Raw genomic sequence first — 14,731 nt, 5'->3', positions numbered from 1 at the left:
ACATGCCTGCTGTTTCCTCGCGCGGCCGCGGACGCCGCACCATCAATGAAATCAACATGGTGCCCTTCATCGATGTGATGTTGGTGCTGCTTATTATTTTCATGGTGACGGCACCCATGATCACACCCAGCATGGTCGATTTACCCAGTGTGGGCAAAGCCGCCAAGCAGCCCGATCAAGTGATTCAAATTGTGGTTCAAAAAGACGACAGCTTGGAGATGGTGAACGACAGCAAAACGCAAAAGACCAATTTGGACAACTTGGCCAACAGCGTGCGCGTTGCACAAACAGGACAAGCCAATTCTGCCGTGGTCATCAGTGCCGATCGCAATGTCAAATACGAAACTGTGGTGAAGGTGATGGACACCTTGCAGCGCGCTGGCATACAGCGTGTGGGGCTGTCGGTGCAATTGGCACCTTGAGCTTCTAGTGATTCTTTTTTAAACGCATGAACGCCATTGCACACAACGAGTTTGCACCACCACCGACAGGTGGATTTGGTCGCTCTTTGTCGTTTGCTTTGTTCATGCACTTGCTGTTGTTGGGAGCGCTCACTTGGGGCATCCATTGGAAGACCGAGCCCAATACCCTCTCCGCTTCAGCAGAACTTTGGTCGGCAGTACCCGCCGAGGCCGCACCCGCCGCCAATGAACCTGAGCCAACACCGCCAGAACCCGTGAAGCCACCCGAGCCTGTCAAAAAAGTTGAGTCCAAGCCTGAACCCAAACCAGAACCAAAGCCTGCGCCACCGAAAGTGAGTGCTGCCGCAGAGCGTGAAGCGGCTGACATCGCTCTGAAAAAAGAAAAAGAAAAGAAGAAGCTCGAAGAGAAAAAAGAAGCTGAATTAGAAAAGAAAAAGAAGCTTGAAAAAGAAAAAATTGAGAAAGAAAAGTTAGAAAAACAAAAGGCCAAAGAGAAAGAAAAAGAGAAAGAAAAAGAGAAGGCCAAGGAACTCGAGAAGAAGAAAAAAGAAGAGGCTACGGCCAAGGCCAAAGAGGAAGCCAAGAAAGCCGCCGCAGAGGAAAAACGCGCCGCTGCGCTTCGCAATGAAAACTTGAAACGCATGCAAGGCATGGCGGGCGCATCTGGCGATGAAAACGCCAAAGGCACCGCACTCAAATCATCGGGTCCTTCTGCCAGTTATGCGGGCCGTATTCGTGCGCGCATCAAACCCAACATCACTTTCACCGAGGATGTTGCGGGCAACCCTAAAGCAGAGGTTGAAGTCAGAACTGCACCCGACGGCACCATTCTGAGCCGCAAACTTTTGTCCAGCAGTGGCAACAAGTCATGGGATGAAGCCGTCCTGAAAGCCATCGACAAAACCGCCACCCTGCCCCGCGACGAAGATGGCCGCGTACCACCCGTACTTGAAATAAGCTTCCGACCCAAAGATTAATTGGGGTCAGAGCCAAACAATTGGGGTCAGATCAACATTAATTTGGTCAATCTAAAGGGCTAAAGGCTAAGGGGGGCTTCCTCATACTGGAGTACCAGAAATCGTTCAGCCCCCCTTAGCCTTTAGCCCTTTAGATTGGAAATTAATGTTGATCTGACCCCAATTGTTTGGCTCTGACTTCAATTAAATTTCGTAGACGATTTCGGCTTTGCCTTGATCGGCTTGGGCAATCCAGCTTGAGAGGGCGGCGTCGCTTGGGAAGAATTTGGCTTGCTCGCCAAGTGATAGCTCGGCACTAGCAGCAACGTTGTCTGCTTTGCGCTCTAGCTTTAAGCGCACAGTGAGGCCCCTGAATAACTCGCCCTGCTCTGACACCTCTCTTTGAGGCGGGAAAGCCTTGACCAGTTTGGCCACTTCGGGCGCTCTGCCATTCACTGCCACACGCAAGAACTTGCCGAAGCGGCAACGCGCAGACGGTAAATCCCAGACTTGTTGAATCGACAAGCGATAACCACCAGAGAATCTGTCGGCTTGCATCTTGGCCATCACAATGACCAACTCGTCATCTTTGAGCAAATGGCGATTGGCGTTGATCATGGCCTCGTCGGCCGTGGCTTCCATGACTGCGCTCTTGTCGTCCAGCTTAAAGATGGCCAGTTTGCCGCGTTGGCCGTTGATGATTCGCAAGTCGCTCACAATGCCCGCCAAGAGTTGTGGCTCACGGCTGTCAATCAAGTCGTCAATTTTGCGCTTGGCAAACAAGCGAACTTCGCGTTCTACCGCATCAAACAGATGGCCTGACAAGTAGAAACCAACCGCGGTTTTTTCGTTGGTCAGCTGCTCTTTAACGCCCCAAGGCAGCATGTCCACCAAATCAGGCTCTTGCGTGCTGGAGCCGTGGGCATCGTCGCCCATCATGTCAAACAGGCCGCCCTGATTGGCGTTGGCTGAAGTGGCTGTAGAAAAATCAAATGCGCGGTCAATGGAGGCCGCCAATGAAGCGCGATTGCGTTGCAAGGAATCGAAGGCGCCCGCTTTGACCAAAGCTTCTACCGTGCGCTTGTTCAGACGGCTGCGGTCTACGCGCACACAAAAATCGTACAAGCTGGTGAAGGGCCCTCCCTCCTCGCGCGCTTTCACAATGGCATCGATGGCTTGTTGGCCAGTGCCCTTGATGGCGCCTAAGCCATATCGAATCACTTTGTCTGAAACAGGCTCGAAGCGATGCGTACCGCGATTCACGTCTGGGGGATCAAAGGTCATTCCAAACTTCAAGGCGTCTTCATACAAGACTTTGAGCTTGTCGGTGTCGTCCATTTCCATGGTCATGTTGGCGCAGAAAAACTCCGCCGTGAAATGGACCTTCAACCAACCCGTGTGATACGCCAACAAGGAATAAGCCGCCGCGTGCGATTTGTTAAAACCGTAGCCCGCAAACTTTTCCATCAAGTCAAAGACTTCATCGGCTTTGGTTTCCGACAGGCCATTGGCCTCAGCGCCCTTGCGGAAAATGGCGCGGTGCTCGGCCATCTCTTCGGCTTTTTTCTTACCCATGGCTCGGCGCAACAAGTCGGCGCCGCCCAGGCTGTAACCGCCCAGCACCTGAGCAGTTTGCATCACCTGCTCTTGGTAGACCATGATGCCGTAGGTTTCGGACAGCACTTTTTCTACCAAGGGGTGTGGATACTCCACCACTTCGCGGCCGTGCTTGCGTGCCACAAAACTGGGAATCAAATCCATAGGGCCAGGTCGGTACAAGGCGTTGAGCGCAATCAAGTCTTCTAAGCGTGAAGGCCTCGCGTCTTTCAACATGCCCTGCATGCCACGACTTTCAAACTGGAACACCGACTCGGTGCGGCCATCAGAAAACAACTTGTACGTAGCGACATCGTCCAAGGGAATGTTTTCGTAAGCGAAATTTTCTTGGCCTTTGTGGCGCTTCACGATCATCTCGCGCGCCACTTCCAAAATGGTCAAGGTGGCCAAGCCCAAGAAGTCAAACTTCACCAAACCAATGGCTTCCACGTCATCCTTGTCGTACTGGCTCACAGCCGAGGTACTGCCAGGCTGTTGGTACAAAGGACAGAAGTCAGTGAGTTTGCCTGGCGCAATCAACACACCACCCGCATGCATGCCCACGTTACGGGTCATACCTTCTAGTTTTTGGGCCAGCGCCAGCAGCGTTTTGACTTCGTCTTCTTTGTCCAAGCGCTCGGCCAAAATAGGCTCGGCCTTGATGGCGCCATCGATGGTGATGTGCTGCCCTGGCTTATTGGGAATGAGTTTGCTGATGCCGTCGCAGAACATGTAGCTCATGTCGAGTACACGGCCCACGTCACGAATGGCCGCACGTGCAGCCATGGTGCCGAAGGTGGCAATTTGACTGACGGCATCACGGCCGTATTTGTCTTTGACGTAGTCAATCACGCGGTCGCGATTGGTTTGGCAAAAGTCAATGTCGAAGTCGGGCATGGAGACCCGCTCGGGGTTCAAGAAACGCTCAAACAGCAAGTTGTATTGCAGCGGATCGAGGTCGGTAATTTTGAGTGAATACGCCACCAATGAACCGGCACCCGAACCCCGTCCCGGCCCCACCGGACAGCCATTTTTCTTGGCCCAGTTGATGAAGTCACCCACGATTAAGAAGTAGCCCGGGAAGCCCATCTTCAAGATGGTGTTGATCTCAAATTCCAAACGCTCGGCATAACGCGCACGCTCGGCCTCTCGCTTGACGGGATCGGGGTACAAATGCACCAAGCGCTCTTCCAAGCCTTCCACCGACAACAAGCGGAAATAATCCTCAATGGGCATGGGCTTGCCATCGGTCAGTGGCGTAGGGTAATTGGGCAGCTGTGGCTTGCCCAAGACCAAAGACAAATTACAGCGCTTGGCGATTTCGACCGAGTTGGCCAAGGCACTGGGCACATCGGTAAACAAGGCCTGCATTTCGGCAGACGACTTGAAGTATTGGTCGCGCGTGAACTTGCGAACACGGCGCTGGTTGCCCAAAATTTCGCCCTCAGAAATACACACACGGGCTTCGTGCGATTCGTAATCGTCTTCAGCCAAAAACTGAACGGGATGTGTGGCCACCACGGGCAAGCTCAACCGCGCCGCCAATTTCACGGCAGCAATCACGTGCGCGTTGTCTTCAGGACGACCTGCGCGCTGAATTTCCAAATAGAAGCGGTGCGTAAAAATAGACGCCAACTGCAACGCAATTTCGGCAGCACGCGAGGTATCGCCTTGCACCAATGCCTGGCCAACAGGGCCTGCCTGCGCGCCCGACAACATGATGAGGCCTTCTGAGAGCTCTTGAAGCCACGACAGCTTGACCACAGCATTGGTCTTCACCATGTTTTGCGTCCAAGCGCGCGCCAACAATTCAGACAGGTTTAAATAACCTTGCGAACTTTGCACCAGCACCATGACACGCGACAAAGCCAGCGGATCTGCACCCAAACCTTCCAAAAAGATCTCGGCCCCCAAAATAGGCTGAACCCCCTTGCCACGAGCCGCTTTGTAAAACTTGATGGCGCCAAACAAATTACTCAGGTCGGTGATGGCCAAAGCAGGCTGCTGATCGTTTGCCGCTGCCTGCACCACATCGTCAATGCGACAGGTGGAATCGACAATGGAAAACTCGGTGTGAAGGCGCAAATGAACAAACATGCACTCATTGTAGAAGCTGCTTCAGATGTTTTCTACAATACAGGGGTGAACAATATTTTGAATATTTCGACCTACAAGTTCGTCCCACTGCCGGATGCCCATGAACTTCGCCCTGTCCTCCTAGAGCGCTGCTTGTCTCGCGCCCTAAAAGGCACGATATTGCTGGCAGAAGAAGGGATTAATTTGTTCTTGGCAGGCCCCTCCGAGGCTGTACGCGGTTTTGTGGCTGAACTCCACACAGATCCTAGGTTTTCGGACATAGCCCCCAAAGAAAGCTGGTCGGAAACCGTGCCCTTTAAAAAAATGTTGGTCAAGGTCAAAGGCGAAATTATTCGCATGAACCACCCCACCATTCGGCCCGCCGAAGGCCGCGCGCCAGCGGTCACCCCTGCCACCGCCAAAAGATGGCTCGATCAAGGCTTTGACGACAATGGCCGGCCCGTGGTCATTTTGGATACGCGCAACGATTACGAAGTGGACGAAGGCACGTTCAAGAACGCTATCGACTGGCGTTTGACCAAATTCACTGAGTTCCCAGATGCACTTCGCGCGCACAAAGAAGAACTGCAAGACAAAACCATCATCAGTTTTTGCACGGGTGGGATTCGCTGTGAAAAAGCCGCCATCTTCATGCAACAAAACGGCCTGCCCCACACCTATCAGTTAGAAGGCGGCATCTTGAAATACTTTGAAGAGACAGACGGCTCGCACTATGACGGCGGCTGCTTTGTCTTTGACGAACGCCGCGCCGTAGATGTCTCACTAGAAACAGTGAAGCAAACTGAAGCCAACGAAGTGCTCCAAAAATAAAAGCAGCACAGCCACTGGGACTGCACTGCTTTCTAACTGACTCAAGCTGCAGATTTGCAGCCCATCAATCAACCGCGCAATTTAGCAGCCACAGCTGCCACACGCTCACCATAAGCCTTGGCTGTGTCCAAGTCGCCTTGTGGAATGTCTTCTGCGGGGCTGGTAGGACCCACTTGCGCCATCACACCAGAGTTGGAACCAATGCGGTTGGTGGTGCCGTCGTTCATGGCAGGCTGCCCCACCCACACCATGGCTTGTTGCATGGCCAACGTGATGAAGTACTGAAGCGTTGAAAGCTTGTCGCCACTGGGGCTGGCAGAAATGGTGAAACCACCGGCCACTTTGTCTTTCCAGGCGCTGGTGAACCAACGCTTGGAAGATGCATCTGCAAATTTCTTGAACTGCCAAGAGGCCATGCCCATGTAAGTGGGTGAGCCAAAGATGATCGCGTCGGCGGCGTCCAAAGTTTCCCAATCGGCATCGGTGATGTTACCGTCTGCATCGATGGCAATCAAAGCGGCATTTGCGCCTTGTGCCACAAATTGCGCCACGCGTTGTGTGTGACCGTAACCTGAGTGATAAATAACGACTGTTTTAGCCATGAGAGTTCTCCTGAAAAAATAAAAAAAGCGAATTCAAAAATTAAGAAGCCAAGTCAAAAACCAAGACCTCGGCATCCTTACCGTGCGTCAGTTCAAGATTCGATTCAGCCTGAATCAGGGCGGCATCGCCCCCCTTCAAAGCTTGTCCATTCACTTGCAGTTCGCCGCGAATGAGGTGCACATAAGCTTTGCGTGCAGGGTTCAAGGCCAAGGCAGCTTGCTCTGAACCATCCAACAAACCCGCATACAAAGTGGCGTCAGCAGAAATCTGCACCGCATCGCCTTCGCCTTGGGGTGAAGCAACCACCTTCAAGGCGCCGCGTTTGGTGGCCGCTGGCACCGTCTTTTGCTCATAGCTAGGTGCAATGCCCATCACATTGGGTTCAATCCAAATTTGGAAGAAGTGCGTGTTCTGCCCTTCGGCATGGTTGAACTCGCTGTGCATCACACCCTTGCCAGCGCTCATTCGCTGAATATCCCCAGGTGGAATGCCTTTGACGTTGCCCATGCTGTCTTTGTGCGCCAAGTTGCCCGACAACACATAGCTGATGATTTCCATGTCTTTGTGGCCATGGGTGCCAAAGCCGGTGCCGGGGGCAATGCGGTCTTCATTGATGACGCGCAAATTGCCCCAGCCCATGAATTTAGGGTCGTAATAACCAGCAAACGAAAAGCTGTGAAAGGACTTGAGCCAGCCATGGTCGGCATAGCCACGTTCTGCGGAACGGCGAATTTGAATCACAAACATCTCCTGCTTAGAAAAACACAATGAAGCGACTTTAAATTGCAATAGTTTCAATTGGATGCACTATATTTGTAGCTATCATTCAAATTATTTGAATAATAAAAATGTCCAACGCCTCCAGCGACCTTCTCACACCCGATGCCCTCAGCATGCTACTGGCCATCGAGGAAACCGGCAGTTTTGCGGCCGCCGCCAGGCAACGCGGCCTGGTCCCTAGCGCCCTGACCTACCGGGTCCGGCAAATAGAAGACGCCCTGGACGTCTTGTTGTTTGATCGCAGCAGTCGCCAAGCCAAGCCCACAGAAGCCGGTAAAGAGTTGCTGCGAGAGGCCAAACGCTTGCTCCAAGACGTGGAGGCTTTGGCCAATCGAGTGAAGCGCGTGGCCACTGGTTGGGAAGCAGTCTTAACGGTGGCCGTTGACAGCATCATCGCAAGGTCGGTGGTGATGGAACTCAGCGAAGGCTTCTTGGCACTCAACCCACCCACCCGCTTGCGCATCCGCTACGAAACGCTGTCCGGGACCTTGGCCGCACTCAAGTCAGGTCAAGCCGACTTGGCCATTGGTGTCTTTATTTCGCCATCAAGCCACGCCGAGCTGTTGCACGAAACGCTGGGTCAAGTCAGTTTTGTTTATGCCGTCGCACCCCATCACCCTTTGGCCAATGCCCCCGAGCCCCTTAGCGATGCCGTCTTGCAACAATACCGCGCTGTGGCCGTGGCCGACTCAGTGCCTCGCGGCGAAGGCGTCACAATTGGCCTGCTGGGCGGTCAAGACGTTTTTACCGTACCCGACATGCCCAGCAAATTGGAGGCTCAATTGAGGGGGCTCGGTGGCGGCTTTTTGCCAGAAAGTTTGGCCAAGCCCTACTTAGAAACGGGCAGCTTGGTGGCCAAAAAAGTCAGCCGGGTACAGCGCATCAGCCAAGTTGAATATGCATGGCGTAATCCCCATGGTCAAAGTGTGGGCCATGCATTAAGTTGGTGGTTGGCTCAGTTAAAACAAGCCCGAACACAACAAGCATTGCTCCAACCCCATCATCGCGTGTAGAGTAGCCCTATGACAAAAACAAACACAACAACAAAACCTGTTCAAAACTTTGCCATCATTGGTGCCGGCATGGCGGGCATTGCTTGCGCCAGAACCCTCGTGCAAGCTGGCCATCGCGTCACTGTCTTTGAAAAAAGCAAAGGTGCCAGCGGCCGCATCTCAACCCGGTCCTCCGCATTTGGCACCTTTGACCATGGCGCCCAATACTTCACTGTGCGCGACGCCCGATTTGCACAAGCCTTGGCCACCACACCCAACATTTGCAAACCATGGAGTGCCAATGCGGTGCGCGTCCTCGATGCCATGGGGCGCGTTTTAGAAGCAGCACGCCACACAGAAGACAAACACTGGGTGGCCACACCCGGTATGAACGCCTTGGTCAAAGCCTGGGCACAACCCTTGGCGCAAAACGACAGCATTCATTTTGAATCGAAGGTGTTCAAAATTGAACGCGACACGCTTCATCCCACCCTGTGGCAACTGCACAGCGAAGAGCCCGAAGGTGCCCAATCGGTGTTCAGCGGTTTTGACCAAGTGTTGTTGGCCATTCCTTCCGACCAAGCCATCGACTTGCTGCGCAATTCCAAAATCAAAATGGAAAACGCGGCCGCACTTCAAAAAGTTCAAGTGGCGCCTTGCTGGACTCTCATGGTGGCCTTCCCCAACGCTGCACAACCTGGCCTCATTACCCTGGGTCCCCAATGGAACGCCGCACGCAGTGTGCATCACCGCGTGGCGTGGTTAGCGCGCGAATCTTCCAAGCCAGGCCGAGGCCATGTGGAGCGCTGGACCGTCCAAGCCAGTGCCGCTTGGTCACAAGAACATTTGGAAGACTCACCCGAACGCGCTCAAGCCAAATTGCTCAAAGCGTTTTCTGAAATTACTGGCATCCGTGCCACACCTGCGCACGCCGAAGTCCATCGTTGGCGCTACGCCAAAACTTTGCAACCCTTAGGTGCCTCACACATGCTGAGCAAAAAACAAGGCATTGGTTTGTGTGGCGATTGGTGCTTGGGCCACCGCGTAGAAGACGCCTTCATTTCCGGTGTGGAATTGGCGCTCGCAGCACTTTAAGTTTGAATGTATCGCGGCAGATTCGCGCCCTCACCCACCGGTGAATTGCATGCTGGCTCTTTGGTAGCGGCTTTGGCCAGCTACCTCGATTCCCGCGCGCACCATGGCGAGTGGTTGGTTCGCATGGAAGATGTCGATGCACCGCGTTGCATAGAGGGTGCTGACAAATTGATCCTCAAGCAGCTTCAGCAGTGCGGTCTGCATTGGGACGGTGATGTGGTCTATCAATCGCAACGCAACTCGCATTACCAACAAGCCCTGGACAATTTGTTGGCGCAAGACTTGGTCTACCCCTGCGGCTGCACACGCAAAGAGATCGAAGAAAATCAAGCCTTGCTGGGATTGGATTTAAGCCGAAACAAAGCCGCCGTCTACCCAGGGACTTGCCGCGATGGTTTGCAGGGCAAGCCCGCCAGAGCATGGCGATTCAATGTGCGCAAATGGTCTGAATTGCGCACTAGCCCTGTGGTGAATTGGACAGATCTTCGACTCGGCCCTCAATCACAAAACGTTTTAGCAGAAGTGGGCGACTTTGTTTTGAAGCGAGCCGATGGCCTGTGGGCTTATCAGTTGTCTGTGGTGGTTGACGATGCCAAGCAAGGCATCACGCATGTGGTTAGAGGGGAAGACCTCAGCGACAACACGGCCAGGCAAATGCTGCTGCAAGAGGCTCTGGGCTACTCAGCGCCAAAATATTTGCACACTGCGCTGGTATGGGGCGCCAATGGCGAAAAACTCTCTAAACAAAACGGCGCCAAAGCACTGGACCTCAGCACGGATGCGGCCATTTGCCAATCTCTGATTTCCGCTGCATCGACGCTGGGTCTTGACGCCGGGCCTGGCGCCTTGGGTTCTTTAGAACAACTGCCCTCAGCCCTTGTCAATTGGACCCAAGCGTGGGCCCATCGCCAACCCACTAAAATCGGGGCATGACCTCCGAAATCCAAAACCAAGCGCCAGCCAGTGTGGCGTTTCCTAAGAACATTAAAAGTTTTGTCAAACGCGCTGGCCGCACAACGACTGGCCAAGCCAAAGCCTTTGAAGTTTGGGGTCCGCAGTATTTACTGAACTACGCGGCTGAGCCTCTGAACATGGCCAAAGCGTTTGGCCTCAACGGTCAAGAGGCTGCCTCAGGCCCTGTCATTCTAGAAATTGGTTTTGGCATGGGAGAAGCCACAGCGCACATAGCCAAAGTTAGGCCCACAGATTACTTCTTGTGTTGTGAAGTGCACGAACCCGGCGTGGGCGCATTGCTCAAGCGAATTGGTGAACAAGACATTCACAACATTCGCATCTTGCAACACGATGCGGTCGAAGTCATAGACAACATGCTCCCCTTGTCTTCGATTGATGGCGTGCACATCTTCTTTCCAGACCCATGGCACAAGTCGAGGCACAACAAACGTCGACTGATCCAAGCGCCTCTGATTGCCAAGTTGGCTGCGCGCTTAAAGCCAGGTGCTTATATTCACTGCGCCACCGATTGGGAGCCCTATGCGGTTCAAATATTGGAAGTACTGAGCGCAGAGCCTTTGTTGCAAAACACGGCCGCTATGGATCAGGGTGGCTACGCCGTCAAACCCGACTACCGTCCACTGACCAAGTTTGAAAACCGCGGCTTGAAATTGGGGCATGGTGTGTGGGATGTTGTCTTCCAACGCGTCTAATTGGCTTCGCAATGGGGTGAGCCCCAGCACGGTGGGCATTCCCGCCAACACACATCTGTCGGCCATTGAATTTTTAGCGCAACGATTTCCAGCCATTCCACGCACAGTGTGGTTGGAACGATTTGATGCAGGACTCGTGCTGAACGCCAAGGCAGAGCGCATGGCACCCGCGGACAATTTGGTAGGTGAATCACACTTGCTGTACTTTCGGCATGTGGCGAACGAACCTACACTGCCCTTCAAGGCAAACATTATTTTTCAAGATGAGTATTTGGTAGTGGCCGACAAGCCGCACTTCATGCCAGTCACACCAGGCGGGCAATATGTACAACAAAGTTTGTTGGTTCAATTGAAGCAGCAATTAAATTTGCCTGAGCTCTCACCGGTACATCGCATTGACCGAGAAACTGCAGGCTTGGTGCTCTTCAGCGTTCGTGCACAAGACCGCGACTCATATCAAGCCTTGTTTAGACTTGGGCAAGTTGAGAAAACTTATGAGGCGATTGCAGGGAGGCCTGAGTCGTCACCATTGAAACTTGGATTTCCACTGACACACAAAAGCAGAATGGTAGAAGATGAGCAGTTTTTCAGAATGCGTGAACTTGCTGATGATGAAATGCAAAATGGCGAACCTTTCAACAGCGAAACTTGGATTGACTGTGTTGAGCCGATGGATTTCAGCGATTCAGCAATACAAACAATCGCCGCATCGCCTCCAAGCTTGGCGCGTTATGTGTTGAAACCCCTCACTGGCCAACGCCATCAATTGCGTGTTCACATGAACTCGCTTGGCTTGGCCTTGATGGGCGATCAGTTTTATCCAGTGATCAGGCGCGCTGCTAATGAGCCCGACGATTTCAGTTCGCCTTTGCAGCTTCTCGCAAAGTCAATTGCGTTCAAGGATCCACTCACAGGCGTTGCCAGAACGTTTGAAAGCTGTAGAGTTCTCAAAATCGATTGAATCACCCATAAAGAAAGCCCCTCTCGGGGCTTTCTTCAAACTCAAGCGTCCAACCCAAATTGGATCAGCGCATTGGAAGCATTACAAACGCTCGGTGACCCAAGCTTGGACGCTGGCCAAAGCGGCATTAAGGTTCGTAGCGTCTGTACCACCCGCCATGGCCATGTCGGGCTTACCACCGCCCTTGCCACCCACTTGCTGGGCCACAAAGTTCACCAACTCGCCGGCTTTCACTTTGCCCGTGGTGTCGGCGGTCACGCCTGCGGCCAATTGAACTTTGTCTCCGTCCACGGCAGCCAACACAATGGCAGCGGTTTTCAGCTTGTCTTTCAACTTGTCCAAGGTGTCGCGCAATGTTTTGGCATCGGCGCCTGGCAGCAAAGCCGCCAAAACTTTAACGCCCTTCACATCCGCCGCTTGCGTCATGAGTTCATCACCTTGTGACGAAGCCAACTTGCCTTTAAGCGCCGCCATTTCTTTTTCCAAGGATTTCACTTGCTCCAAGACTTGGGCGATCCGGCTGTTCAATTCAGAAGGCGATGCTTTCAAGCTGCCTGCGGCCTTAGAAACAGTTGCTTCCAAAGACTGCAAGTAGGCCAAAGCATTGCCGCCCGTGACAGCTTCAATGCGTCGCACGCCAGCCGCCACACCGCTTTCAGCCACCACTTTGAACAAGCCGATGTCACCCGTACGGTGCACGTGAACGCCGCCGCACAGCTCGCGGCTAGAACCGATGTCGAGCACACGCACGGTTTCGCCGTACTTCTCGCCAAACAACATCATGGCGCCGGTCTTCTGTGCAGACTCAATGTCCATCACACGCGCTTGAGTGGCGGGGTTGGCCCAAATTTCTTGGTTCACTTTGGCTTCGATGGCCAAGATTTGTTCATCGGTGATGGGCGCGTTGTGTGCGAAGTCAAAACGTGTGCGCTCGGCATTGACCAAGGAACCTTTTTGTTGCACGTGGTCGCCCAACACTTCGCGCAACGCTTTGTGCATCAAGTGGGTGGCAGAGTGATTGCGCACCGTGGCTGTTCGCATTTCTGTATTGACCTGTGCCTGCACAGCGTCACCCACCTTCAGGCTGCCTTGTGTCAAAACACCATGGTGACCAAATACATCCGCTTTAATTTTAAGCGTGTCTTCTACTTCAAATTGGGCGCCTGCAGTTTGCAACAAACCTTGATCGCCCACTTGGCCACCAGACTCTGCGTAGAAGGGGGTGGTGTCGAGCACCACCACGCCGTTTTGTCCGGCTTTGAGTTCTGTTGCAGGTGTGCCATCAACATACAAAGCCAACACTTTGGCGGTGGCCTGCAGTTCGTCGTAACCGACAAAGGTGTTACCCGCGCCTGTGTACTCCAACGCACGGTCCATTTTGAATTTACCAGCCGCACGGGCTTGGGCTTTCTGGCGTTCCATGGCGGCAGCAAAGCCAGCCTCGTCCACACTCAAATCGCGCTCACGGCAAACGTCGGCAGACAAGTCCAAGGGAAAGCCGTAGGTGTCGTGCAATTTGAAAGCCACGTCACCAGGCAATACTTTGACGCCACCTTCAAGCGCAGTATCCAAAATTTGCATACCCACTTCAAGGGTTTCAAAGAAGCGCTCCTCTTCAGCCTTCAAGATGTCGGTGATGCGTTTTTCTTGCGACGCCAAGCTGGGGTAAGCAGCACCCATCAACTTAACCAGGTCGGGCACCAGCTTGTGGAAGAACGGTGTTTTTTGACCCAGCTTGTAACCATGGCGAATGGCGCGGCGAACGATGCGGCGCTGCACATAGCCGCGACCTTCGTTGCTAGGCACCACACCATCGCTGACCAAGAATGCAGTCGCACGAATGTGGTCGGCAATGACGCGCAGTGATTTGTTTTGCAAATCGGTACAGCCTGTTTCGCGCGATGCCGCTTTGATCAAGGCATCAAAAATATCGATTTCGTAGTTGCTGTGCACGTGCTGCAAAATGGCTGCCAAACGCTCCAGGCCCATGCCAGTGTCAACGCACGGTGCTGGCAAGTTGTTCAAGCTGCCATCGGGCTGCATGTCGAACTGCATGAACACGTTGTTCCAAATTTCAATGTAACGGTCGCCGTCTTGCTCGGGGCTACCGGGAGGGCCGCCTGCTACTTCGGGGCCGTGGTCATAAAAGATTTCAGAACAAGGACCGCAGGGACCGGTGTCGGCCATCATCCAGAAATTGTCGGACATGTAACGTCCGCCTTTGTTGTCACCAATGCGCACCACACGCTCGGGCGGCAAACCAATTTCTTTTGTCCAGATGTCGTAGGCTTCGTCGTCTTCAATGTAAACCGTGGCCCAGAGTTTTTCGGCGGGTAATTTGTAAACTTGTGTGAGCAACTCAAAGGCCCACTTCAAACTATCGCGTTTGAAGTAATCGCCAAAGCTCCAGTTGCCCAGCATTTCAAAGAAGGTGTGGTGACGTGCGGTGTAACCCACGTTTTCCAAATCGTTGTGCTTGCCGCCAGCACGCAAACAAGCCTGCACAGAAGCTGCACGCACATAGCTGCGCTTGTCGGTGCCCAAGAACACATCCTTGAATTGCACCATGCCCGAATTGGTAAACATCAAGGTGGGGTCGTTGCCGGGAACCAAGGGGCTAGACGCCACCACGGTATGGCCTTTGGACGCAAAAAAGTCGAGGAAGGTTTTGCGAATGTCAGCAACAGAAATAACAGGTGTGCTCATGGCAGGGGTATCTTTATGAAAGCCCAACAGGGCCTAACATTCCATT

The 14,731-nt window shown here is 53.3% G+C and carries 12 protein-coding genes; 8 read left to right on the top strand and 4 right to left on the bottom strand.

Annotated features, from left to right (window positions below; translation table 11 throughout):
* The first annotated feature begins 2 nt into the window (after window positions 1-2).
* A complete protein-coding gene (gene tolR, locus AMM03_RS01340) occupies window positions 3-422 on the top strand; it encodes a protein TolR (RefSeq protein ID WP_090128676.1) in 420 nt (139 codons plus the stop codon).
* A 26-nt stretch (window positions 423-448) separates the two neighbouring features.
* The gene (gene tolA / locus AMM03_RS01335; protein ID WP_090128675.1) at window positions 449-1,399 is read left to right on the top strand and encodes a cell envelope integrity protein TolA; all 951 of its coding nucleotides are present in this window, start codon (window positions 449-451) and stop codon (window positions 1,397-1,399) included.
* 183 nt (window positions 1,400-1,582) lie between these two features.
* Here the strand turns inward: tolA and dnaE are convergent, their stop codons facing one another.
* Window positions 1,583-5,071 carry a DNA polymerase III subunit alpha gene (gene dnaE, locus AMM03_RS01330; RefSeq protein WP_090128674.1) on the bottom strand — a complete coding sequence of 1,163 codons (3,489 nt, stop codon included), beginning with the start codon at window positions 5,069-5,071 and terminating at the stop codon, window positions 1,583-1,585.
* A gap of 45 nt (window positions 5,072-5,116) precedes the next feature.
* Between dnaE and AMM03_RS01325 the strand changes: the two genes are divergently transcribed.
* On the top strand, window positions 5,117-5,881 hold the full coding sequence (locus AMM03_RS01325) for a sulfurtransferase (RefSeq protein ID WP_090129278.1): 765 nt from the start codon (window positions 5,117-5,119) through the stop codon (window positions 5,879-5,881).
* Window positions 5,882-5,949: 68 nt separating this feature from the next.
* Here AMM03_RS01325 and AMM03_RS01320 read toward each other — a convergent pair whose 3' ends face one another.
* Window positions 5,950-6,483 carry a flavodoxin family protein gene (locus AMM03_RS01320; protein ID WP_090128673.1) on the bottom strand — a complete coding sequence of 178 codons (534 nt, stop codon included), beginning with the start codon at window positions 6,481-6,483 and terminating at the stop codon, window positions 5,950-5,952.
* Window positions 6,484-6,523: 40 nt separating this feature from the next.
* The gene (locus AMM03_RS01315) at window positions 6,524-7,231 is read right to left on the bottom strand and encodes a pirin family protein (protein ID WP_369793654.1); all 708 of its coding nucleotides are present in this window, start codon (window positions 7,229-7,231) and stop codon (window positions 6,524-6,526) included.
* 101 nt (window positions 7,232-7,332) lie between these two features.
* Between AMM03_RS01315 and AMM03_RS01310 the strand changes: the two genes are divergently transcribed.
* From AMM03_RS01310 to AMM03_RS01290, 5 genes are read left to right on the top strand one after another with little or no spacing between them, the layout of a single operon-like run.
* Window positions 7,333-8,277 (top strand): LysR family transcriptional regulator, encoded by a 945-nt coding sequence (locus AMM03_RS01310; RefSeq protein ID WP_090128672.1) that lies wholly within the window; start codon window positions 7,333-7,335, stop codon window positions 8,275-8,277.
* Between the two features lie 9 nt (window positions 8,278-8,286).
* Window positions 8,287-9,351: an NAD(P)/FAD-dependent oxidoreductase gene (locus tag AMM03_RS01305; protein WP_194942713.1), complete on the top strand. Its 1,065-nt coding sequence runs from the start codon at window positions 8,287-8,289 to the stop codon at window positions 9,349-9,351.
* A 6-nt stretch (window positions 9,352-9,357) separates the two neighbouring features.
* On the top strand, window positions 9,358-10,284 hold the full coding sequence (gluQRS, locus tag AMM03_RS01300) for a tRNA glutamyl-Q(34) synthetase GluQRS (RefSeq protein ID WP_090128671.1): 927 nt from the start codon (window positions 9,358-9,360) through the stop codon (window positions 10,282-10,284).
* Complete coding sequence (trmB, locus tag AMM03_RS01295; RefSeq protein WP_090128670.1) at window positions 10,281-11,018, top strand: tRNA (guanosine(46)-N7)-methyltransferase TrmB; 738 nt, start codon at window positions 10,281-10,283, stop codon at window positions 11,016-11,018. The genes gluQRS and trmB overlap by 4 nt, the downstream gene beginning before the upstream one ends.
* A complete protein-coding gene (locus tag AMM03_RS01290; protein ID WP_090128669.1) occupies window positions 10,996-11,979 on the top strand; it encodes a pseudouridine synthase in 984 nt (327 codons plus the stop codon). Before trmB ends, AMM03_RS01290 begins: the two co-directional genes overlap by 23 nt.
* An 81-nt stretch (window positions 11,980-12,060) precedes the next feature.
* Here the strand turns inward: AMM03_RS01290 and alaS are convergent, their stop codons facing one another.
* A complete protein-coding gene (gene alaS / locus AMM03_RS01285; RefSeq protein ID WP_090129275.1) occupies window positions 12,061-14,685 on the bottom strand; it encodes an alanine--tRNA ligase in 2,625 nt (874 codons plus the stop codon).
* Window positions 14,686-14,731 lie beyond the last annotated feature (46 nt).

Origin of the sequence: Limnohabitans sp. Rim11, from assembly GCF_001269365.1 — a bacterium.
Taxonomy (GTDB): domain Bacteria; phylum Pseudomonadota; class Gammaproteobacteria; order Burkholderiales; family Burkholderiaceae_C; genus Limnohabitans_A.
The sequence above is the reverse complement of the archived record's forward strand: the minus strand, read 5'-3'. Positions and strand labels throughout refer to the sequence as shown.

What these genes read in the sequence shown, in the direction of transcription:
- gluQRS (WP_090128671.1), top strand. Translation starts at nt 9,358, where the DNA reads ATGTATCGCGGCAGATTCGCGCCCTCACCCACCGGTGAATTGCATGCT.
- tolR (WP_090128676.1), top strand. Translation starts at nt 3, where the DNA reads ATGCCTGCTGTTTCCTCGCGCGGCCGCGGACGCCGCACCATCAATGAA.
- alaS (WP_090129275.1), bottom strand. Translation starts at nt 14,685, where the DNA reads ATGAGCACACCTGTTATTTCTGTTGCTGACATTCGCAAAACCTTCCTC.
- AMM03_RS01310 (WP_090128672.1), top strand. Translation starts at nt 7,333, where the DNA reads ATGTCCAACGCCTCCAGCGACCTTCTCACACCCGATGCCCTCAGCATG.
- dnaE (WP_090128674.1), bottom strand. Translation starts at nt 5,071, where the DNA reads ATGTTTGTTCATTTGCGCCTTCACACCGAGTTTTCCATTGTCGATTCC.
- AMM03_RS01305 (WP_194942713.1), top strand. Translation starts at nt 8,287, where the DNA reads ATGACAAAAACAAACACAACAACAAAACCTGTTCAAAACTTTGCCATC.
- trmB (WP_090128670.1), top strand. Translation starts at nt 10,281, where the DNA reads ATGACCTCCGAAATCCAAAACCAAGCGCCAGCCAGTGTGGCGTTTCCT.
- AMM03_RS01315 (WP_369793654.1), bottom strand. Translation starts at nt 7,231, where the DNA reads ATGTTTGTGATTCAAATTCGCCGTTCCGCAGAACGTGGCTATGCCGAC.
- AMM03_RS01320 (WP_090128673.1), bottom strand. Translation starts at nt 6,483, where the DNA reads ATGGCTAAAACAGTCGTTATTTATCACTCAGGTTACGGTCACACACAA.
- AMM03_RS01290 (WP_090128669.1), top strand. Translation starts at nt 10,996, where the DNA reads ATGTTGTCTTCCAACGCGTCTAATTGGCTTCGCAATGGGGTGAGCCCC.
- tolA (WP_090128675.1), top strand. Translation starts at nt 449, where the DNA reads ATGAACGCCATTGCACACAACGAGTTTGCACCACCACCGACAGGTGGA.